Annotated in this window: 18 protein-coding genes and 3 pseudogenes; 6 read left to right on the forward strand and 15 right to left on the reverse strand. The window is 58.5% G+C overall.

The window, feature by feature from the left end; translation table 11 throughout:
- Positions 1-24: 24 nt before the first annotated feature.
- Complete coding sequence (locus AC07W5_RS18365; protein ID WP_495024034.1) at positions 25-756, reverse strand: GntR family transcriptional regulator; 732 nt, start codon at positions 754-756, stop codon at positions 25-27.
- A 181-nt stretch (positions 757-937) separates the two neighbouring features.
- On the opposite strand from AC07W5_RS18365, the gene AC07W5_RS18370 reads away from it, so the two are divergent.
- Positions 938-1,678: a Mut7-C RNAse domain-containing protein gene (locus AC07W5_RS18370; RefSeq protein WP_495024035.1), complete on the forward strand. Its 741-nt coding sequence runs from the start codon at positions 938-940 to the stop codon at positions 1,676-1,678.
- A gap of 121 nt (positions 1,679-1,799) precedes the next feature.
- On the opposite strand, the pseudogene AC07W5_RS18375 reads toward AC07W5_RS18370, so the two are convergent.
- The 12 genes and pseudogenes from AC07W5_RS18375 to AC07W5_RS18430 form a co-directional block, all read right to left on the reverse strand.
- Positions 1,800-2,218 (reverse strand): annotated as a pseudogene (locus tag AC07W5_RS18375) (DUF924 family protein); the annotation flags it as partial.
- Between the two features lie 88 nt (positions 2,219-2,306).
- A complete protein-coding gene (locus tag AC07W5_RS18380) occupies positions 2,307-2,495 on the reverse strand; it encodes a hypothetical protein (RefSeq protein WP_495013458.1) in 189 nt (62 codons plus the stop codon).
- Positions 2,496-2,662: 167 nt separating this feature from the next.
- Positions 2,663-3,580: an alkene reductase gene (locus AC07W5_RS18385; protein WP_495024036.1), complete on the reverse strand. Its 918-nt coding sequence runs from the start codon at positions 3,578-3,580 to the stop codon at positions 2,663-2,665.
- A gap of 152 nt (positions 3,581-3,732) precedes the next feature.
- A complete protein-coding gene (gene egtB / locus AC07W5_RS18390) occupies positions 3,733-5,880 on the reverse strand; it encodes an ergothioneine biosynthesis protein EgtB (RefSeq protein ID WP_495024037.1) in 2,148 nt (715 codons plus the stop codon).
- A gap of 185 nt (positions 5,881-6,065) precedes the next feature.
- Positions 6,066-6,434: a DUF427 domain-containing protein gene (locus tag AC07W5_RS18395; RefSeq protein ID WP_495013455.1), complete on the reverse strand. Its 369-nt coding sequence runs from the start codon at positions 6,432-6,434 to the stop codon at positions 6,066-6,068.
- A gap of 19 nt (positions 6,435-6,453) precedes the next feature.
- Positions 6,454-6,858: a nuclear transport factor 2 family protein gene (locus AC07W5_RS18400; RefSeq protein WP_495024038.1), complete on the reverse strand. Its 405-nt coding sequence runs from the start codon at positions 6,856-6,858 to the stop codon at positions 6,454-6,456.
- Between the two features lie 93 nt (positions 6,859-6,951).
- Positions 6,952-7,599: a glutathione S-transferase family protein gene (locus AC07W5_RS18405; protein WP_495024039.1), complete on the reverse strand. Its 648-nt coding sequence runs from the start codon at positions 7,597-7,599 to the stop codon at positions 6,952-6,954.
- Positions 7,600-7,686: 87 nt separating this feature from the next.
- On the reverse strand, positions 7,687-8,946 hold the full coding sequence (locus AC07W5_RS18410) for an MFS transporter (RefSeq protein WP_495024040.1): 1,260 nt from the start codon (positions 8,944-8,946) through the stop codon (positions 7,687-7,689).
- Positions 8,947-9,018: 72 nt separating this feature from the next.
- Positions 9,019-9,768: an SDR family NAD(P)-dependent oxidoreductase gene (locus AC07W5_RS18415; RefSeq protein ID WP_495013451.1), complete on the reverse strand. Its 750-nt coding sequence runs from the start codon at positions 9,766-9,768 to the stop codon at positions 9,019-9,021.
- A 44-nt stretch (positions 9,769-9,812) separates the two neighbouring features.
- The gene (locus AC07W5_RS18420; protein WP_401117527.1) at positions 9,813-10,562 is read right to left on the reverse strand and encodes an SDR family NAD(P)-dependent oxidoreductase; all 750 of its coding nucleotides are present in this window, start codon (positions 10,560-10,562) and stop codon (positions 9,813-9,815) included.
- A gap of 58 nt (positions 10,563-10,620) precedes the next feature.
- Positions 10,621-11,469, reverse strand: a complete 849-nt coding sequence (locus AC07W5_RS18425; RefSeq protein WP_495024041.1) for an alpha/beta fold hydrolase — start codon at positions 11,467-11,469, stop codon at positions 10,621-10,623.
- A gap of 65 nt (positions 11,470-11,534) precedes the next feature.
- On the reverse strand, positions 11,535-12,281 hold the full coding sequence (locus AC07W5_RS18430) for an SDR family NAD(P)-dependent oxidoreductase (protein WP_495024042.1): 747 nt from the start codon (positions 12,279-12,281) through the stop codon (positions 11,535-11,537).
- Positions 12,282-12,445: 164 nt separating this feature from the next.
- Between AC07W5_RS18430 and AC07W5_RS18435 the strand changes: the two genes are divergently transcribed.
- Positions 12,446-13,330 carry a LysR substrate-binding domain-containing protein gene (locus AC07W5_RS18435; RefSeq protein ID WP_495024043.1) on the forward strand — a complete coding sequence of 295 codons (885 nt, stop codon included), beginning with the start codon at positions 12,446-12,448 and terminating at the stop codon, positions 13,328-13,330.
- A gap of 656 nt (positions 13,331-13,986) precedes the next feature.
- On the opposite strand, the gene AC07W5_RS18440 is transcribed toward AC07W5_RS18435, so the two are convergent.
- Positions 13,987-14,772 (reverse strand): FadR/GntR family transcriptional regulator, encoded by a 786-nt coding sequence (locus AC07W5_RS18440; RefSeq protein WP_495013447.1) that lies wholly within the window; start codon positions 14,770-14,772, stop codon positions 13,987-13,989.
- A gap of 162 nt (positions 14,773-14,934) precedes the next feature.
- On the opposite strand from AC07W5_RS18440, the gene AC07W5_RS18445 reads away from it, so the two are divergent.
- From AC07W5_RS18445 to AC07W5_RS18455, 3 genes and pseudogenes are all read left to right on the forward strand, one after another.
- Positions 14,935-16,245 (forward strand): MFS transporter, encoded by a 1,311-nt coding sequence (locus AC07W5_RS18445; RefSeq protein ID WP_495024044.1) that lies wholly within the window; start codon positions 14,935-14,937, stop codon positions 16,243-16,245.
- Between the two features lie 15 nt (positions 16,246-16,260).
- Complete coding sequence (gene denD / locus AC07W5_RS18450) at positions 16,261-17,235, forward strand: D-erythronate dehydrogenase (RefSeq protein ID WP_495024045.1); 975 nt, start codon at positions 16,261-16,263, stop codon at positions 17,233-17,235.
- Between the two features lie 20 nt (positions 17,236-17,255).
- Positions 17,256-17,382, forward strand: a pseudogene (locus AC07W5_RS18455) (3-oxo-tetronate kinase); the annotation flags it as partial.
- 129 nt (positions 17,383-17,511) lie between these two features.
- On the opposite strand, the gene AC07W5_RS18460 reads toward AC07W5_RS18455, so the two are convergent.
- Positions 17,512-18,366, reverse strand: a complete 855-nt coding sequence (locus AC07W5_RS18460; protein WP_495024046.1) for a LysR family transcriptional regulator — start codon at positions 18,364-18,366, stop codon at positions 17,512-17,514.
- 107 nt (positions 18,367-18,473) lie between these two features.
- On the opposite strand from AC07W5_RS18460, the pseudogene AC07W5_RS18465 reads away from it, so the two are divergent.
- A pseudogene (locus tag AC07W5_RS18465) lies at positions 18,474-19,115 on the forward strand (FMN-dependent NADH-azoreductase).
- The last annotated feature ends 4 nt before the right edge of the window (positions 19,116-19,119 follow it).

Genomic DNA, 19,119 nt, shown 5'->3' on the forward strand with positions numbered 1-19,119 from the left:
GCGATCCGCTATTCAGGCAATGCGCTAGCGAATGTCCACGCTGTAACGGAAATGCTCGGCATGCCCACGGGAGCGCCGCCACTCCAGAGGCGTACCGGCGTAGTCACGCGCCAGACGCTCGATCACCACCACGGGACTGTTGGTCGGTATTTTCAATAACCGCGCATGCACCTCATTTACCGATTCGGCGGTGAGTGTTTCTTCGGCAGAGGCGACGACCTGACCGCAGACTTCTTCGTAAATCGGGTAAAGCAATGGCCCTTTTCGATTCAGGTCGATCTCTAGTAGCGGCTGAAACCGGCTGCGAGGCAGCCAGATTTCTTCGGCAAGTACCGGCTGAACATCCAGAAGACGAACGCGGACAATGCGAATAACCGGAGAGTCGATTGGCAGCCCTAATGCATGGGCCACCGCTGAGGGTGCGGCCACCGGCTCAATAGACAGGATGCGACTCTCCGGTACCTGGCGCTCGCCGGCAGCGGTTTGAAAGCGGAAAAAACGGAACAGCGAAGATTGAAACTGCGGCCGACGAACGAAGGTGCCTCGACCTTGCTGACGCTCCAGAACGCCCTCACTGACCAGCGCGTCGACCGCTTTGCGCACGGTGCCAGTGGACAGATCGTACTCCGCTGAAAGCGCAGCTTCAGTGGGAATGGCCTCCCCCGGACGCCAGCGATTGTTAGCAATCTGCTCGGCCAACTGATCACGCAGGCGTTGATAAAGCGGTAGGCGGACATCACTGGACAGGGAATTCATCGACTTTATTCACCTTGTTATCTAGTCATATATATGAATATTGGGGCGAGTATTCTCCTGATGCTTTTTTCTGTCAAGAAGGGTTACCGAACCTGGCGGACGAACGGTGGTGGATGGGACCTGCCGGAGAAGATCTCCGGACTGAACTCGCCCATCCTGCAGCCCTGCCATACTGTTCAGCATGACCCGTGCAACCTTCCGCTTCTACGAGGAGCTCAACGATTTCCTGCCGGCCGAACGGCGGCGGCAGTCCTTTACCTGCGAGTGCGCGCGAGGGGCGACGGCCAAGCACATGATCGAGGCGCTCGGGATACCGCACACCGAGGTCGAGCTGGTGCTGCTCAACGGCGAGTCGGTGGGCCTCGAGCGGGTGATCTTCGACGGTGACCGGCTGGCGGTGTATCCCAAGTTCGAAGCGCTGGACATCAGCCCGCTGCTCAAGGTTCGTGCGCAACCTTTACGGGTGCTGCGCTTCGTCGCTGATGCGCACCTTGGCGGGCTGGCCAACCTGCTGCGCATGAGCGGCTTCGACACCCTCTACGACAATCGCTTCGAGGATGGCGAGATCGCCGAGATCGCTGCGCAGCAAGGACGCATCGTGCTAACCCGCGACCGCGAACTGCTCAAGCGGCGGATCATCAGCCACGGCTGTTACGTGCATGCCCTGAAACCGTCACTGCAGCTGCGCGAATTGTACGAGCGCCTCGACCTGGCGCGTAGCGCGCGGCCATTCAGCCTGTGCCTGCATTGCAACCTGCCGCTGCACGAGATCAGCCCGGAACTGGCCCGGCCGCAGGTGCCGCCACGCGTTGGCGCCCTCTATTCGCACTTTCTGCGCTGCGACGCCTGCCAACGGGTTTACTGGGAGGGTTCGCACTGGCGCAGCATGTGTGCACTGCTGGCACCTCTGCTGGACCGATAGCCGAGCGCATCGGGCCGGCTGCGTTGCAGGGATAACCGGCTTTTGCATCAGGCAGATAACGGCCAGAAGCGGTCATTCACCTGATCACCAGCCGAATAACTACCCCGCGAAACCCTTTCTGTTCGAGTTCCCGATTGAGGCGCAAAGACAGACGCTGATCGTCGGCATTCTCCGAGTGCTCGAAGGGCAGATAGCAAAACATTCGCAATGAACTTTCGATCTGCTTGTCCATCTCGGTATGTGCCATCTGACGAGCATTGAAACAGGCGAGCGGGTCAGTCGTAAACACATGGGCTGTACCTCGAAACGCATTCCGAGAGTACTGGGCGAGCAAAATCAGTAATGCCAACACCCCTTCAGGGGTTGCCATCCAATGCTCCAGCTCACGTCTGGCAGCCCGAAATGCAATGTGGAGAATGCTTCCCGAAACTGGTTATCGAACGCTTCGTCTTTCTTGAACCATCTCTGTGGCCCTGCCTCCTTCCAAAACGCTATGACCACCAGTGGTGTGTGGAGCGAATCACTTGCTGTATTGGCCAAGATCAAATCCTCACATTGAGTAGCGCACCGTATGGCGCACTCTATGCTCAACCTGATTATTGGGTTGGTGCGTTACGCTCTTTCGAGCTTATCGCGAAAAAACTCGATGAGCAGGCTCAACATAGGCGCCGTTGCACCACATGGATTCAGCTCGATTAAGACCAATGGCCTTAACCTGGATACGTACTTCACCGCTGGCCGGTGTCGGCACGTCGATGTCCGAATAGGTGAGGAATTCCGGGCCGCCATATTGGGTGAAACCGATGATGCGAGACATAGTTACCCCTTAAGCACCGGGTTGCCTTTCAGGAAAAACGAAAGAGGATTTTCTGGTCGGTCAAGCGTAGCGCCATGCGTTGGTGACGTAGCCCCTGGTATCCAGAGGCCGGTCATGCAGTACCACGAAGGTGGCCGGTGACAGTTCTGGCCCCAGCATGTCAACCATCAGGTTGCGAATGGAAAAGCGAGATAGTCATTTTCAATGATCGGTCCGCGGAAGATATTACGCAGCGCGGCGGCTGCCACCGGTCGCTGGGACACCTCCGCGCCCTTGATGCGCGGCTCGATGATGTGCAGGTAAGCCAGTTCATACTCATTGAGCCGCGCGGCGAAATAGCCAAAAGTCGCTTCAGGGTTACTGTCCGAGATATTTCCCCACTGCCCGCTTGGCGAGATGCGGATACCAACCCGGCCAGGGCCCCACACCGAGATCATCGCTTCCAGTATTTCGAGAGAAAACCGGGCGCGATTTTCCAGACTCCCTCCATAAGCATCGGTGCGTTTGTTGGTTCCATCCTGAAGGAAGGTGTCAACGAGATAGCCATTGCCGCTGTGCAACTCCACACCATCAAACCCTGCTTCCTTTGCCCGCATGGCGGCCATACGGAAGGACTCCACCAACGCCGGAATCTCCCAAAGATCGAGCGCCCGATGAGGAGAGTTTGGCACCCAGCCGTCTTGGGTCAGCACCTGGGTTTCAAATGGCACCACCGAGGGTGCAATGGGCGCTTTGCCTTCGCTCAGGTCTACATGGGACTGACGACCGACGTGGGCGATTTGCATGACAATCTGGCTGCCTTTGGCGTGAACCGCAGCAGTGATTTTACGCCAGGCATCAACGTGTGCCTGGGTGTAAATGCCCGGGGCGCCAGGGTAGCCACGGCTGTCACGGGAGGGGTGGGCGCTTTCGGTAATCTGCAAGCCGCCTTTTGAAGCACGCTGGCGATAGTACTCAATCATCATTGCACTGGGGCTTTCATCCGTCTCGGCGCGTAATCGCGTCGTAGAGGAATGGACAACTCGATGAGTAAGGTCGATCGCACCAAGGCGAAGGGCTTCGAAGAGTTCTCGTGCAGTAGTCATGACAACAATCTCCATTGACCGGCACCAATGCGCCAAGCTGTTCAAATAGGGCCAACACCGGCTGCCTGGCCGAAGCCGCGGAACATCGATTGCATATTGCAGCCGCCGCCCCACCTCCCACCGTCTTCACCATCGTGTTGACCACACGACAATCACGCCTTCAAATTGAACAACGCAACCTGCGGCGTTTCGCTCACCCAGTAACCGCTCACCGACCAGCCAGCACGCGCTGCCAGTTTGGTAAAGGACTCGACGGTGAATTTGTGCGAGTTCTCGGTATGCAGACGTTCGCCGTCGCTGAAGTGGAAGGTGTGCCCGGCGACCTTGACCACTTGTTCGCCGCGGCTCACCAGATGCATCTCCATGCGCTCATCGGTGTCGTTCCACAATGCCAGATGGTCGAAGGCATCGATGTTGAAGTCACCATCCAGTTCACGGTTGATGCGTTTCAGCAGGTTCTTGTTGAACCGCGCGGTCACCCCTTCAGCGTCGTCGTAGGCAGCGACCAGGATGTCGGCGTCCTTGACTAGATCCACGCCAACGATGAAGTGAGCTTCATCACCCAATAACGCGTGAGCCGAACGTAGGAACTCCTCGGCTTGATCATGGGTGAAATTGCCGATGGTCGAACCGGGGAAGAACCCTACGCAGCTGTACCCAGCCGCTTCGGCCGGCAATTGCAGCGCACGGCTGAAATCCTCGACCAGTGGCACGACCCTCAATTGTTTGTACTGCATTGTCAGCCGCGCGGCGGCTTTGTTCAGCGCATTGGCGCTGATGTCGATGGGCACGTACAGCGCAATCTGTGGGGCGGCGTCGAGCAGCAGTCGGGTTTTCTCGCTGGCGCCGCTGCCGAACTCCACCAGAGCCGCGCCCTCTGGAATCGCATCGGCAATCTGTTGCGCAACCCGGGTCAGCAGACCGGTTTCGGCACGCGTCGGATAGTACTCGACCGTCTCGCAGATGGCCTCGAACAGCTCGGAGCCCGTGGCATCGTAGAAGTATTTGGGCGACAGGTTTTTCACCGGGGCTGACAAGCCGCCGATGACATCACGACCAAATTCACTGTCGTGGTTGTTCACCGCACCCGGCTGCCGAGCATCCCGGGCCAGACGCAAACCGGAGAACATCCAGCGCTTGTCCGGGCCGAAAAAGTTGCGATAGGTCGAGCGGGCATGGCCTGGGGGGGTGATGCTGGCACCGCCACGCAACACCATCACGTTGATCATGAACTTGCCGTTGTATTCGCCGACCGCACTGTCCGCCGGGCGGAATCCCGGGTAGGCGTTGTACGCACTTTGTGTCCACTGCCAGGCCACGTTATCGACTTGTTCCAGCAGACCGGCTTCAGCGGCGGCTTCCCACTCGGCTTCGGTCGGCAGGCGCGCATCGGCCCATTGGGCAAATGCAGCGGCTTCGTAATAGCTGATACTGATCACCGGAGCCGTCGGGTCAATGGCTTCCAGACCGCGCAAAGTCATCTGCCGCCAGCCCTCGTCGTCGTGCTGCCAATAGAGCGGGGCGTTCCAGCCGTTTTGCTGCACGACCGCCCAGCCGTCTGACAGCCATAGACTGGCTTTGCTGTAGCCGCCGTCCGCCATGAAGGCCAGCCATTCACCGTTGGTCACCAGACGGTCGCTGATCTCGAAGGATTGTAGGTAAGTAGTGTGTCTTGGGCCTTCGTTGTCGAAGGCGAAACCCTTGCCCTTGTGACCCATTTCGGTCAGCCCACCCTTGAGCGGCTTGAACCGGCCGCGACGCCCGGAGAGGTCTATCGGCCAGCGCGGGTCATAGGCTGGCTTGAGCGAGGAGGTACTGAACAAGTGCAGGATGTCCATCAGCAACAGCTCTTGATGCTGCTCCTCATGGGCCAGACCCAGCTCGATCAATTCGGCGGTGCCGTCGGACAACGCCGACTCCAGCAAGGTACGCATGTGTTCATCGACATGCTTGCGGTAGTCCAGCACCTCGTCCACGGTCGGACGTGTCATCAACCCGCGTTGTGGCCGGGGATGACGGGGGCCGATCGCCTCGTAATAGGAGTTGAACAAGTAACCGAACGCCGGATCGAACGGCTGGTAGTCGACGACGTTTTCGGCCAGCACAAACGTCTCGAAAAACCAGGTGGTGTGCGCCATGTGCCATTTGGCGGGGCTGGCGTCAGGCATTGACTGGACGACCATGTCCTCAGGGCTGAGGGGTGCAATCAGGCTCTCTGTCCGGCTGCGAATAGTTTGGTAGCGCTTGAGAAGCGCGCTATTGGCGGGAAGGTCGCGTAGCTCGCTTAAGGTGCTGGTCATCAGGTTTTCTCTCCGGTGAATCGTCGTTGCGCTGGTCTGTCGATCCTCTGGTATTTCCAGAGGAGGCAGGGCTTCGTACGTTCTTTCCATGACCGAGCCAAAGTGAAGTGCTTGTGCACCTCGTCCCGACCCGAAAAGCCATGATGCGTGACTGCTCGTAAACGCCTGGTTCGTAAACGTCTGGTTCAGCCCTGTGCTCCTTCGATTTCGAAGGTCACCTTGTCAGCGTAAAAGGCGACGTGCCCCTTGATTTCCGCCACTGCCGGGTATGTGTCTTCGTAGGTCCAAACCGCGTTTTCGGCGGCCTTTCCGTCGGCGCTCAGGCTGAAATAATTGGCGTCACCCTTGTAGGGGCAATGAGTTTGATGTTCGGTGCGCGCGTAATGTTCAATCCGAATGTCGGATCTCGGGATGTAAAAAACCGCTGGATATTTGGCCTCTTCGAGCTTCACGGCTTTGTCGGTCTGCGCGACGACGACATCATTGAAGCGAACGGTGACGCGCCCCTGGAATGGGGTAATGGTGATGGGATGATCGGGGCCGGGGATTTTCATGATGATCAGTCCTTATAATTCACGTGGGAAAGGTGTCGCCGAACATCGGCCGCCCGCTTCTGGATTCAGCATTACTTGCTTCGTCCTGCAAGACGTCCCAGTGTTCGGCGAGCCGACCGTCTTCGATCCTTAGCACATCGGCAGCGATCCATGCAACGGGTCGACCGTTGCCTGAGAAGCGCCCGTGGACGATGACGTAGTCGCCTTCTGCGACGATAAGCTGATGCTCGTAGCGCAAGGTATCGGGCGCGCTACGGATCAAGGCAAACAACCCTTCGCGTCCGGGTTCGATATGCGCGCTGTGTTGGATGTAGGCGCCCGACCAAAAGCGCGTGGCCGCCCTGTAATCTCGCTTGTTGAACAGTGTGTCAAAAGCTTCCAGCACGAGTGCCTTGTTCTGCTCCGGGGTGGTCTTGATGGTCATATCGATCCTCCTCACGTTGCTGCTACTTCAGGCGGAGCGCTGCACCGCCCAAAAAGACACTTGAAAAGCCGATGTGCAAATTCACGTTTGTTGTTAGGCCGACGTGCTAGCGCGCTTTGAAACCTGGTCGTACCAGCGCTTCAGGTCGGCGTGTTCCTCCGGTATGGGGAAGTTGATCGCTTTGGCCGCAAAATCCACGGCTACCAGAGCCGTGATGTCGGCGACGGAGTAGCGATCACCCGCCACGAACGGAACCTCACCCAAGCGGGTATCAAGGTCGGCGAAGAAGTTCTTCACCCGCAGCTTGCTGCGCTCGGCCAGTTCCGGAATCTGCTCGTAGTCATAGGGACCCGCAATCGCGCGTCCCTTGAGGCCTGGTGCGACATTGCGGATGGCCTCCATGACGGCCGCGAAACCTTCCAGCTCGGCGCGCCGCTCCCACATCGTGACTAAGGCCCTTTCCTTTGCGGTCTCGCCGAGCAATGGCGTTTGCGGATAGGTCTCTTCAAGGTATCGGATGATGGCAGGCACCTCACCGATGGCGGTGCCGTCTTCCAGCACCAGGGTTGGAACGACTCGGCGCGGGTTGATCGCACGGTAGGCCTCGGAATGCTGTTCACCCTGGCCCAGATCGACCGGGACGAGCGGAATCGACAAGCCCTTCTCGGCGAGAAAAATGCGCACGCGCCGCGAATTGGGAGAGCCCGCGGACTGATAGAGTTTGAGTGTATTGGCGGTCATGGCTTGATTTCCTTTGCGAGAACTCAGAGGTAAAGCAATGTGTCGGGCTTTGGCTAATGCCCCGACGGCGATGTCATCAACACAGGTCTAGGGGGAAGCGGTCTTGCTAAGAAAACTCATCTTTCGCTGCGCCACCAAAAGCGCAATTGCAGCGAGGCTTAGCAAGGCGACAACGCCCGCGCCAAGGTCAACTGCGAGACCCAGCCCCGCGTGTGTCGCCACGACGCCCAGCCCAAGGGCGACAACACCAAGCGAGAGATAAGCGAATAGGTAGAGCGCCGAGAACACACCACCGCGGTGTTGTGCGGGCGTCGCGCAATTGAGTAAGGCAAGTCCACCCAAAAAGAGCAGACCGTATCCGACGCCGGTCATCGCGTTTGCCGCAAGGTATAGCCAAAGTCCGTGCCAAACGACGGATAGCGCAAGCAAGGCCATTCCGACAGCGGAGGCGATCGAACCCAAAATCATGGAAAGCCTTGGCCTCAGCCGTCGCGCCACTGCCCCGGACAGCGCAGAGGTGACCGCAAATAAGGCCAGTACTGCGCCATTGACCAAGGCATTAGGGGATCCGATTACGTCGCGGGCGACCTGCCCACCGAGCGATAGAATCAGCACGCCATGTGTGTAGGCGATGGTCACCGCTAATGCTGCGATGGTGAACGCAGGTCGTAAAACAGAGGGAACGGACGGCGCCCTTGGCCGCCACTTGCTGGTAGCTCGCGTACCCACATGGCGCGGCAGATGCCACACCGCAACGAACAGCACCACGAGGAGCACAAATAGTACCCAGAACGAGAGATGCATCGGCCATGGAGCGTACTGTGTAAGCGCACCTCCAACGAGCAGTGCCGCTGTGAAACCGAAGGCCTGTGCGACCGCAGTGACGGATGCAGCCCGTCTGACCTGAGCATCGGTACCGAACTCAACCATCGCGGCGGTCGACGCCCCCACGCCAAGCCCAACACCAATGCCCATCAATGCTCTGCCAACGAACAACCACAAGACACCTGGAGCGATGGCAAATAGCAGTACGCCGAGCAGCGAAGCGATCAAACCGAAAAGCATTGTCGTTCTACGGCCGATGTAATCAGAGAGATCACCAAACACAATCAGGACTGCGACCACGAAGAGCGGATAGATAGCGAATATGCCCGTCGTCACCGTGTGGGATAGTTGCCAGTGCTCCGCATACAATCGGTAGCTCATGGCTGGTGCTGCGCTGGTCCACAAAGTGTGTGCGACTACCCCCGCCGACACCCAGAAACTAGCGCGCGGGCTCAGCTCGTTGGGCCGAGAAGCCAGAGCAGCGATCCGTGGTGGTGGACAGTGCGGATAGACGACGGGCATGGCAGATACTCCTTTGTGCCGGCAGAAGGACTCAAATCTTCGAGCCACCGCCAACCTGATGACGGGCACGGGTCACGAAGCGGTTTTGCCGCCGTTGACTCGAATGATTTGGCCTGTAATGAAGGTCGCCTTACCGGATGCGACAAACACAATGGCGTCGGCAATCTCTTCCGGGGCTCCGGCACGCTTGAGTGGAACACTCATCAGGAAAGCGGCTTTGCGCTCGGCCGTACCGGTTAGCCGGTCGAGCATCGCTGTCTGAACCGGTCCAGGGGCAATTGCATTGACCCGCACACCGGAGGCCGCCCCCTCAAGGGCGGCCGACTTGGTCAGACCTTCCACGGCATGCTTGCTGGCGGTATAGAGGGATAAATTCGCCCCACCACGTTCGCCCATCGTTGACGAAATGTTGATGATGCTGCCGTTACCCTGCGCCAACATCACCCTCATCTCGTGTTTCACGCTGAGGAACGTGCCGAGCACATTGGTATCAAACGTTGCCGCATAGTTCTCGGGCGTCACCTCCGTTACGGCAATGGACTGCCCCTCTGTGCCGGCGGCGTTAACCGCAATATCCAACCGGCCGAAGCGTTCGACCGTTGCATCGATCAGACTGCGGACCTCATCTTCATGACGCACGTCGGACATCAGAAATTCCGCTTCGGTGCCGAGTGCACGGAGTTCGGCCGCCAGTTTCTGACCTTCTTCTTCACGTCGTCCGGAAACGACAACTTTGGCACCTTCATTAGCGAAGGCGATCGCGGTCGCTCGACCTATGCCGGTCAGTGCGCCTGTGATGAGAACAACAGATTGAGTAGACATTTGCTTTATCCTGGTTAAGTACGCGTAGCTCGAAGAACCATCGTTCAGAGCTTTGTGCCGCCATCGACGTGCAGGGTGTCGCCGGTGATCCAACGGGCGTCATCGGAAGCGAGGAAGACAACGGCCGCTGCGATGTCATCGGGCTGAGCCATGCGCTTAAGCGCCTGGATGCTCAGCGTGAAGTCCCGCCCCGCATCGGTTTTGGCGAAACTGGACATCTCGGTTAGAACCACGCCCGGTGCTACGGCATTGACGCGGATGCCCCGCCCGCCGAGTTCCGATGCGAAGTACTTGACCAGGGTATCGATGGCGCCCTTGGTGGCTGCATAGGCGGACAGCGTCCCAACGCCGGTGTGCGCTGCTGCACGCGATGACAGGAGAACGACGCTGCTGCCCTTGCACAGAGCGGGTAGCAACTGCTGCACCAGGAAATACGGGGCGCGCACGTTCACCGCAAAGAGATCGTCAAAGTCCTTGACGGTGGTTTTCTCGATCGTGTCGGCCTTCGAGATTCCGGCATTGGCGACGAGGATGTCCAATCGACCACCGACGATGGCGCGCACGCGCTCGGCCAGCAAATGCGGCCCGTCTGCTGCGCCCATGTTGGCGGAGATCTTCTCGGCCTTCCCGCCCGCTTTGCGAATTTCGGCGACCACTGCTGTCGCCTCCTTCTCTCCGCTACCGTAGTGGACGAGCACTTGAGCGCCGGCTCTTGCCAGCGCTAGTGCGCTGGCACGGCCAATGCCGCGGGAGGCACCGGTGACGAGTGCAGTCTTGCCGTAGAGGTTGGTCATGATAAGCATCCCTTGGTCTTGATCCAGAATCCCGCTGCAAGATTCAGGCGTGCCTGGTCTATTCAGAAAGGAACAGGGACGCGTGGCCGACAAAGCGCTCGGGGTATTGATACTGCGAGCCGTGACTGGCATCCGGGTAGAGGATCAGTTGCGCGTTCGGCAGATGCCGCTGCAGGATCAAAGAGTTCACCGAATAGATGATCACGTCGTTGTCACCATTGACGACCAGCGTTGGCTGCTTAATTGCCTTCAAGTAATCGAAAGGGTTCTCGCGTGGTGCGCCCCACTTGGTCAACGCCTCGATCTGCGCAGGTCCGACCTTGTCGCTAACGCCTGGATCGCGATCCACTATGCGTTGTCGAAAGCGTTTGAGATAAGCATGGCCCGCCGCTTGGCTGGCTTGGGACGGGGTGAAGAACACCCAGAGCCACAAGTGATCAGGCTCGTCGTAGGTCGCACCGAAGATCTCCTGCGCTTCGGGTGTCAGCGAGGCCATACCTTCACCGCTGCGCGGTCCGGTCCCCACCAGAATCAGCCGCCGTACGAGCGCCGGTTCGGCTAGCGCCAGTTCCTGCGCGACCAGGCCGCCGAGCGAAAAACCAAGTACGTCCACCTGTGTGAGGCCGAGCGCCCTGATGAAGACCGCGGCGTTGGCCGCCATTTCCTCAATTGAGTTCGGCACCTCCCCCGAACTGCTGGAGATACCGGCGTTATTGAACAGAATGACTTCACGGTCGTGCGCCAATCCGTCCGTCACTGCAGGATCCCAGTGATCCATCGTGCCGGTGAAATGCATATTGAGGACGAGTGGAACCCCACCCGATTTGCCGAAGCGTCGGTATGCGAACCGAATACCCGCTGCGTCCACGAACTGCGTCGGCGCGCTCTGATGATTGTACTGAGTCATTGAGATTCCCTCTGGTGATGCCCCCCTTAACCGGGTGCGGAGCAAATCTCCGCACCCGGGCAGGATCAGTTAGCGGTATGACCGCCGTCGACGTTGAGGACATGGCCGGTGATGAATGAAGCTTCATCCGATGCGATGAAGACGATCGCGTTGGCAAGGTCCTCCGAGAGGCCGAGTCGGCCCAGCGGAACCTGCGCCACCAAGGCCGCTTTGTTCTCCTCCGTGCCGGTGAAGCGGGTGAGCATGCCGGTGTCCGTGGGGCCCGGCGAGACCGCATTCACGCGAATGCCCGACGCGGCGAGTTCGAGCGCCACCGACTTGGTGATGCCTTCGACAGCGTGCTTGGCGCCCACATAGATCGAGGCATAGGCCGCGCCCTTGTGCCCGTAGGTCGAGGAAATATTGATGATGCTGCCGCTCCCCTGGGCCTGCATGACGCGCACCTCGTGCTTCATGCTCAGGACCACGCCGAGAACGTTCGTATCGAACGTCGCGGCAACGCTTTCCGCGGTCTGGTCCGTGATCGGGCCGACCGCACCTTCAGTGGCGGCGTTGTTCACGGCGACATCGAGACGCCCAAACCGCGCAACAGTCTTGTCGACCATATTGCGGACGTCATCTTCGTTGCGGACGTCGGCGTTGATGAATTCGGCCTCCGAACCGAAAGAGCGCAACTCCTCAACGAGTGCCTTGCCGGCTTCGTCGCGTCGACCGGCAACGACCACCTTCGCACCTTTCCTGGCGAAGGCGACAGCAGTGGCGCGGCCGATACCGGTGAGGGCTCCGGTGATCAGAATAACGGGCTTGTTCATTTTTAAGCTCCTGCAAGGTATGACTTGCGGCGTATAGATAGCCAAATGGTTTCGGCGCTGGGAGAACTTCCCCGACGCCGCCATAGGCAACAAGCTAGGAGCTTATGGCGAAGTTGAAAAAGACTTTGTAAGCTGTGGGCATACCTGACAGGCATGAGAGCACCATGGAACTGCGACATCTTCGATATTTCATTGCCGTCGCCGAGACGGGTAGCCTGACGGAAGCAGCCGAGAAACGACTGCACACCTCGCAGCCTTCGTTAAGCCGGCAGATCCGGGATCTGGAAAATCATGTCGGAGTCGAGTTGCTGTCGCGCAGCGTTCATGGCGTCGAGCTGACCGCTGCGGGCAAAGCCTTTCTCGACCACGCCCGCCTGGCGCTGATGCAGGTCGATGCTGCGGTCGAAACGGCACGCAGGGCGGCGCAGCCGATAAGGAAGACATTCTCCATCGGCTTCCAAACCGGGCACGAGATGAACTGGTTGCCACGAGCGATGCACGTACTGCGTGACGAATTGAAGAACATCCAGGTCATGGTCTCCAGCGACTATTCACCGGATCTCGCCGAAGCGCTCGTCCGCGGCCGGCTGGACCTTGCCTTCCTGCGCGTAGAGCCGGATTACGATCTCGAGTACCACGTGGTGGACCGGGAGCCACTCATCGTCCTGATGCCGAGCGACCATCGCCTGACCGCGCGCGAAGCAGTGCGCCCGCAAGATTTAGTGGGCGAGATTTTCATCGGCGGCTCGAACAAGGCCACGGTGCTGCGTGCAGTCACCGAAGACTATCTCCGTCGCTCGGGGCTCGACATCAAATTGGATCACGGGGTGGACAATTTGGCGATGGCCATGTCCTTGGTCGCCTCCACCCGCGGCCTGGCGTTGATGCCCGCCTATGCCAAGAATTTGCTGCCGTGGTCTGTCGTCAGCCGTCCGCTAGAAGGCGAGGCACCGATGATCGATTTAGCGGTGGGCTACAGCAAGTCGAACACCTCACCAATTCTCAAGCTGTTTCTGTCGCGGCTCGGCGAACTGATGGCACCGAAGTGAAACCTGTAGAAAATAAAGGGAAGACATATTGGATTCGTTCTGGCCACCCGCTCGCATTCGTCCTCATGTCTAGTTTTGTTAGGCCCTGTGAGCGGAGGGTATGACACGAGACTTTTTCGAACGCCTTTAAGTAGTCCGAAAACGCACAGCGGTGTAACGCGTTAGCAGGCAGCTATCGGCCGATTCTGTTGAAAAAGTCGACCCGGCCTGGCTACCCATGTATTAAGCGGTGAAAATGCGTTTTCAGCGCGCTGCTACGTAAAATCTGAGTCCTGAACCTTCTGCGCAAAACTCGGATTTCAATCTCAGACGCGTACTTTTCTGTCGCGGAAACTGAAGCCGACTTTTTCAACAGAATCGGCCAGAAGCGGCCCTTGACGAAAGGCCACCATCAAATTTCCCTCGCCCACTCCCGCTTAGAGTAGGACGCAGATATTCCCTCTGTTTTGTGTTCGAGTCAGTTTGCATGATAGCTAGCAAGCGGCCACGCTGTATCACGAGCGCTGGAAAAGTGCCTTGCGCGCCTCTTTAAGGCGCTAACCAAACCGGTCCATGTGGAATACGATCGCAGTGCCTAATATCACCATCCGCTAAAGTCCTAGACAGACGATGTATTCGTTTGCATGCCTAACGAGCACCAGTAAACGCGCACGATACTATGACGCTCTCGCCCCCGGATTCTGCCAGAACGAGGGATCGGCACTCTTGAGACGCTCAACAGCGTTATTGATGTGGTTGAGCGCCGCATGGCGCGCGCCTTCAGGGTCACGTGCGGCGATGGCCGCGTACACAGCGAAGTGCTCGACCCGCACCGTCTTGGCCAGATCCCGGCGGCGTTCCTCGTTGGAGCGCGTGATGCGGATCGCCTCTTTGATGAATTGAGCGATGAATTCGTGCAGTGACGGGTACAGCGGATTGCCCGTAGCTTTGGAAATGGAGTGATGGAACGCAAGGTCTTCCTCGACGCCATCGCGACCCGCCTGCTCGGCTGCATCGATGGCCTTCAACGCCTGGTGGATGGCATCCAGCTGCACAGGCGAATGCCGCTGCGCTGCCAGTGCAGCCGCTTCCCCTTCGATACCACGGCGTAACTCGGTGACCCGTAATACCGCCTCAATCGACCCGCAGACATCCAGATCGATAGTGAACGCCTTGATGTGCGCGCCTTCGCTGACGACGGTACCGCTGCCTTGGCGGACCTCGACCAGACCGGCTGACTTCAGGCGCGAGATCGCCTCGCGGATTACCGTCCTGCTAACCCCGAAACGCTCCGCGAGCACGGGTTCCGTGGGCAGGCGAGCTCCCGGCAGCACTTCGCCATTGGTGATATAGGCCTTGAGGGCCGCAGTTACCTGATCGGACAGCGTGCCCTTGGCGGAATCCTTCAGAACAGCCAGCGCATCGGCGGAACAGGAAGATTTATCAGGAGTGGACATAGGCATCTCTAGGCTCAAATCGGTAAACGGTACTGCATTTTAGGCCCGTCGTCCTCCTTGACTTCCGACCCTTGAATTCGTATGACGTATTATGATAAAAAACGGCACTTCATGTTAATCCGATAAAAACAAAGTTACCCACTACAAAAATAAGGATGGGGGAAACACATGACTGAATCAGTGATTCAAACCGGTGCCATCGTGCCCGCTGATCGCTTCGAGGACTTGGCGTATCGCAAAGTCGCGTGGCATATCCTGCCGCTGTTGTTGCTGTGCTACCTCGTCGCCTATCTGGATCGGGTGAACGTTGGTTTCGCCAAATTGCAGATGTCCGACGATCTGCAATTTTCCGAAGCCATCTATGGTCTCGGCGCAGGGATTTTCTTCATTGCCTACTTCCTGGTGGAAATTCCCAGCAACCTGATCCTGCATCGCGTCGGAGCGAGGTTGTGGATCGCGCGCATCATGATCAGTTGGGGAATCATCTCCTCCGCCATGGCACTGGTTAGTACGCCAATGTCCTTCTACATCATGCGCTTCCTGCTGGGGCTCGCCGAGGCCGGGTTCTACCCGGGTGTCATCCTCTATCTGTCTTACTGGTTCCCGACCCATCGCCGCGGCAAGATGTATGCCCTGTTCGCCACGGCAGTGCCGCTGTCCGGACTGATTGGCGCACCCTTATCCGGCTGGATCATGAGCGCCTTTAACGGTGACCATGGGTTTGCCGGTTGGCAATGGCTGTTTTTTCTCGAAGGGCTGCCCTCGATCGCCGTCGGAATTCTGGTGATTTTCTGCCTCAGCGACCGGATCTCCAAGGCCGGTTGGCTCACCAGTGAAGAGAAAACTCTGCTGCAGACCCGCATCGACGCCGAAACCGCTGGCCATCAAAAGCACAGCCTGAAAGAGGTGTTCCTTCAGCCGCGCATCTGGCTGCTGACGGCCATCTATTTCTGCATGATCGCCGGTTTCTACACCGTGGGTTTCTGGTTGCCGACACTTATCCGCCAGGCCGGAGTCAGCGATGTATTGCAGGTCGGAATGCTCACCGCCATCCCTTATGCCGCAGCGGCACTGACCATGATCCTGGTTTCGCGCAGCGCGGATCGGCTGCGCGAGCGTCGCTGGCACCTGGCGCTGACCGCAGTGCTGGGCGGTATCGGCCTGTTCATCTCCGCCACCTGGAGCGACAACTTCACTGTTTCCATGATCGGCCTGACCCTTGGCTCCATGGGGGCTATGAGCACCCTGCCACTGTTCTGGAGCCTGCCTACTGCCTTCCTCGGAGGCACGGCAGCGGCAGCCGGCATTGCCCTGATCAACTCCTGGGGCAACCTGGCGGGCTTCGTCTCTCCATACGTGATGGGCTTCCTTAAAGACACGACCCACAGCACCACGATCGGCATGTATGTGATGGCAAGCGCGCTGTTCCTAGGCGCCCTGCTGGTCTTCAGAATTCCCGGAAAACTCGTCAATCACTGACGCTTGGAGTAACTCATGAAAATTCTCGTGACCGGCGCAGCCGGCTTCCTCGGCCGCCGCCTGATCGAAGCCCTGCTGCTGCGTGGCTCTCTCACCGACCGCGTCGGCCAGTCCCAACCCATCAGGCAAATCGTCGCCTTCGACAGGGTCGCGCTCGAGGGGATCGATGATCCTCGGGTAAAGGTGGTGTGTGGCGATATCGCTGACCCTGAAGTGCTGGACAGCCTGATCGATGCAACCACTGACAGTATCTTCCATTTGGCTGCGGTGGTTTCCAGCCAGGCGGAAGGCGACTTCGAACTGGGCATGCGCATCAACTTCACTGCGACCCAGAATCTGCTCGAACGAATTCGCCTGCTCGGCACTTGCCCGAAATGGGTGATGACCAGCTCCGTCGCGGTGTTCGGCGGGCAATTGCCGGAACGCGTCCGGGATGATCACGTCTGGGCGCCGCAGAGTTCCTATGGCACGCAAAAAGCCATGAACGACCTGCTACTCGCCGACTACAGCCGGCGCGCATTCGTCGACGGCCGCAGCCTGCGCATGCCGACCATTGTGGTGCGCCCGGGCAAACCAAACCTGGCCGCTTCCAGCTTTGCCAGTGGCATCATCCGCGAACCGCTCAACGGCCAGCACAGCGTTTGTCCGGTGCCCCTCGATACCCGGCTCTGGCTGATGTCGCCTGCGCTCGCGATTCGAAACCTGATCCATGGTCATGAGTTATCAAGCGAGCAATTGAACCAGGGTCGTGTGATCAACATGCCGGGCCTGTCGATTACCGTCGAACGGATGATCGATGCACTGCGTCAGACTGCGGGCGCAGAAGTTGCCGGACGGATTCGCATGGAGCGCAATCCCGCGATCGAGCGCATCGTCGGTTCGTGGCCAGGAGCCTTTTGCGCCACCTACTCCCGGGATCTGGGGTTCACGGCGGATGAGGATTTCACCGATGTGATCAAGCAGTTCATGAATGAGTATCTGCCGAGATAAACCAGATTGAGGAACTCAACATGTTGAATGCCCCTGCCCGCTCCCTGTTGGGCTGCATCGCTGAAGATTTCACCGGCCACTGACCTTGCCAACATGCTGGTGCATGGCGGCATGCGTACCGTGCACTGCATCGGCATACCCAGTGCCGCGTACAGGACCAATTACTCAGCGAGTCGGGCATGCAGTCACGACTCAATCACTTCTTCCGAGAGCTGATCTGTGTAGCTTAAGCACCACCGGAATTTACACATTTGAGCAGCCCTCCGTGAATGACCGTCAAGCCCTCCGCGTGGAGCAATACTCCACAATGAGCTGAGTGATCGCTGCCGCAATCGCCTGATCCGCGTCAGGAGAGGTAAACAACCGAAATTGCACATCCGGCAAATCCGGTAACCCTTGTTCGCCCCCGAGAACCGCCAGTCCTTGCCCCAACTGACTGAGTGTCATGGGCGCAACCGCGAAGCCTGCAAGCGCCGCCGCCCGCAACCCGGCAGCGCTGCTGCATAACATCGCCGTGCGTTGGGCGATCCCCGCCTGAGCCAACCGCGTCAGCGCTATCTCTCGATAAGGGCACGGCTCGGGGAACAGGGCCAGCGGCAATGGCGTCGGTAACCGGGTGACGGGTTGCGCCGACCAGGCCCACACCAGCGGCTCTTGCCACAACAGCAGCCCCGCTTCGCTGGTTTCGCATAGAGAACCGATGACCAGCTCCAGATGGCCTTGTTTCATCAGGTTCAGCAACGTGCCAGGAATGCCCACCTGCACGTCGATCTCCATGCCCGGGTACTGCGCCGCGAAATCCTGAAAAGTGCGCAATAACCGCGACTCGACAAAATCCTCGGACACCCCGATCCGCAGCCGTCCGTGAAACGGCGTGCGCGTCAGTTCTGCCCAGGCATCACGGTTCAGCACAAGGATCGTGCGCGCATAAGAGACCAGGCGCTCGCCATCGGGAGTCAATTGCTGGGAGCGGGTGGTGCGCGTCAACAGCGGTTTACCAATCTGTTCTTCCAATCGCCGCACGTGGCCACTGACCGCAGACTGAGTGAGGTGCAGCTTCTGGGCAGCACGGCTAAAGCCTTCTTCATCGACGACAGTGACAAATGTCTTGAGCAGCAGCGTATCGAACATAGTTTTATACGTAATCAATTGCGTATTAATTTACGATTTATATTTCAAATTTAACTATGTTGCAATGCGCCCACCAGCCCTATCTCCCCCACCACTCGAGGCGCGCCATGACTACTCTTCTGCATATTGAATGTTCCCCACGCAAGCAACGTTCGGCCTCCCTTGAAGTCGCCCGCAGCTTCATTGCGCGTTACCAGGAACACGCCCCAGACACCGAAATCATCACGCTCGACCTTTGGAACAAGGCTTTACCGGAATTCGATGATCTGGCAATGGAGGCCAAATACGCCGGACTCAATGGCACGCCCTTGACCCCCGCATAACAAGACGCCTGGAACACGCTGAAAGATCTGGCAAGTCACCTGCACCGCTCGGATGTGCTGGTGATGTCCGTACCGCTGTGGAATTTCAGTATCCCGTACAAACTCAAGCACTTCATTGACCTGGTGTCGCAGAAAGACATTCTGTTCAGTTTTGACGCGGAGCGCGGCCTGGAAGGCATGCTGCTCAACAAAACCGCTGTGGTGATGTACGCCCGTGGCCTGGATTTTTCGGCGCAGTCGAGCACGCCGGCAACACGCTTCGACTTTCAGAAGCCCTACGTTGAAGCCTGGCTGAAATTTGTCGGCGTGACGGATGTGCATTCGGTCATTGTGGAGAAAACCATCCTGGGCGAAGACGTTGATCGCATAGCGCGTGAGGCCGCGACTCAGCAGGCCAGGAGATTGGCAGACAGTATTTGTCGCTGACGTT

It is taken from the genome of Pseudomonas sp. GW821-FHT01E05, assembly GCF_059422425.1.

Excerpts from the sequence above, each read along its gene's own strand:
- AC07W5_RS18440 (WP_495013447.1), bottom strand. The coding sequence starts at position 14,772 with ATGCCTATGTCCACTCCTGATAAATCTTCCTGTTCCGCCGATGCGCTG.
- egtB (WP_495024037.1), bottom strand. The coding sequence starts at position 5,880 with ATGACCAGCACCTTAAGCGAGCTACGCGACCTTCCCGCCAATAGCGCG.
- AC07W5_RS18400 (WP_495024038.1), bottom strand. The coding sequence starts at position 6,858 with ATGACCATCAAGACCACCCCGGAGCAGAACAAGGCACTCGTGCTGGAA.
- AC07W5_RS18435 (WP_495024043.1), top strand. The coding sequence starts at position 12,446 with ATGGAACTGCGACATCTTCGATATTTCATTGCCGTCGCCGAGACGGGT.
- AC07W5_RS18445 (WP_495024044.1), top strand. The coding sequence starts at position 14,935 with ATGACTGAATCAGTGATTCAAACCGGTGCCATCGTGCCCGCTGATCGC.
- AC07W5_RS18380 (WP_495013458.1), bottom strand. The coding sequence starts at position 2,495 with ATGTCTCGCATCATCGGTTTCACCCAATATGGCGGCCCGGAATTCCTC.
- AC07W5_RS18420 (WP_401117527.1), bottom strand. The coding sequence starts at position 10,562 with ATGACCAACCTCTACGGCAAGACTGCACTCGTCACCGGTGCCTCCCGC.
- AC07W5_RS18425 (WP_495024041.1), bottom strand. The coding sequence starts at position 11,469 with ATGACTCAGTACAATCATCAGAGCGCGCCGACGCAGTTCGTGGACGCA.
- AC07W5_RS18460 (WP_495024046.1), bottom strand. The coding sequence starts at position 18,366 with ATGTTCGATACGCTGCTGCTCAAGACATTTGTCACTGTCGTCGATGAA.
- AC07W5_RS18365 (WP_495024034.1), bottom strand. The coding sequence starts at position 756 with ATGAATTCCCTGTCCAGTGATGTCCGCCTACCGCTTTATCAACGCCTG.
- denD (WP_495024045.1), top strand. The coding sequence starts at position 16,261 with ATGAAAATTCTCGTGACCGGCGCAGCCGGCTTCCTCGGCCGCCGCCTG.
- AC07W5_RS18405 (WP_495024039.1), bottom strand. The coding sequence starts at position 7,599 with ATGACCGCCAATACACTCAAACTCTATCAGTCCGCGGGCTCTCCCAAT.
- AC07W5_RS18430 (WP_495024042.1), bottom strand. The coding sequence starts at position 12,281 with ATGAACAAGCCCGTTATTCTGATCACCGGAGCCCTCACCGGTATCGGC.
- AC07W5_RS18415 (WP_495013451.1), bottom strand. The coding sequence starts at position 9,768 with ATGTCTACTCAATCTGTTGTTCTCATCACAGGCGCACTGACCGGCATA.
- AC07W5_RS18410 (WP_495024040.1), bottom strand. The coding sequence starts at position 8,946 with ATGCCCGTCGTCTATCCGCACTGTCCACCACCACGGATCGCTGCTCTG.
- AC07W5_RS18370 (WP_495024035.1), top strand. The coding sequence starts at position 938 with ATGACCCGTGCAACCTTCCGCTTCTACGAGGAGCTCAACGATTTCCTG.
- AC07W5_RS18395 (WP_495013455.1), bottom strand. The coding sequence starts at position 6,434 with ATGAAAATCCCCGGCCCCGATCATCCCATCACCATTACCCCATTCCAG.
- AC07W5_RS18385 (WP_495024036.1), bottom strand. The coding sequence starts at position 3,580 with ATGACTACTGCACGAGAACTCTTCGAAGCCCTTCGCCTTGGTGCGATC.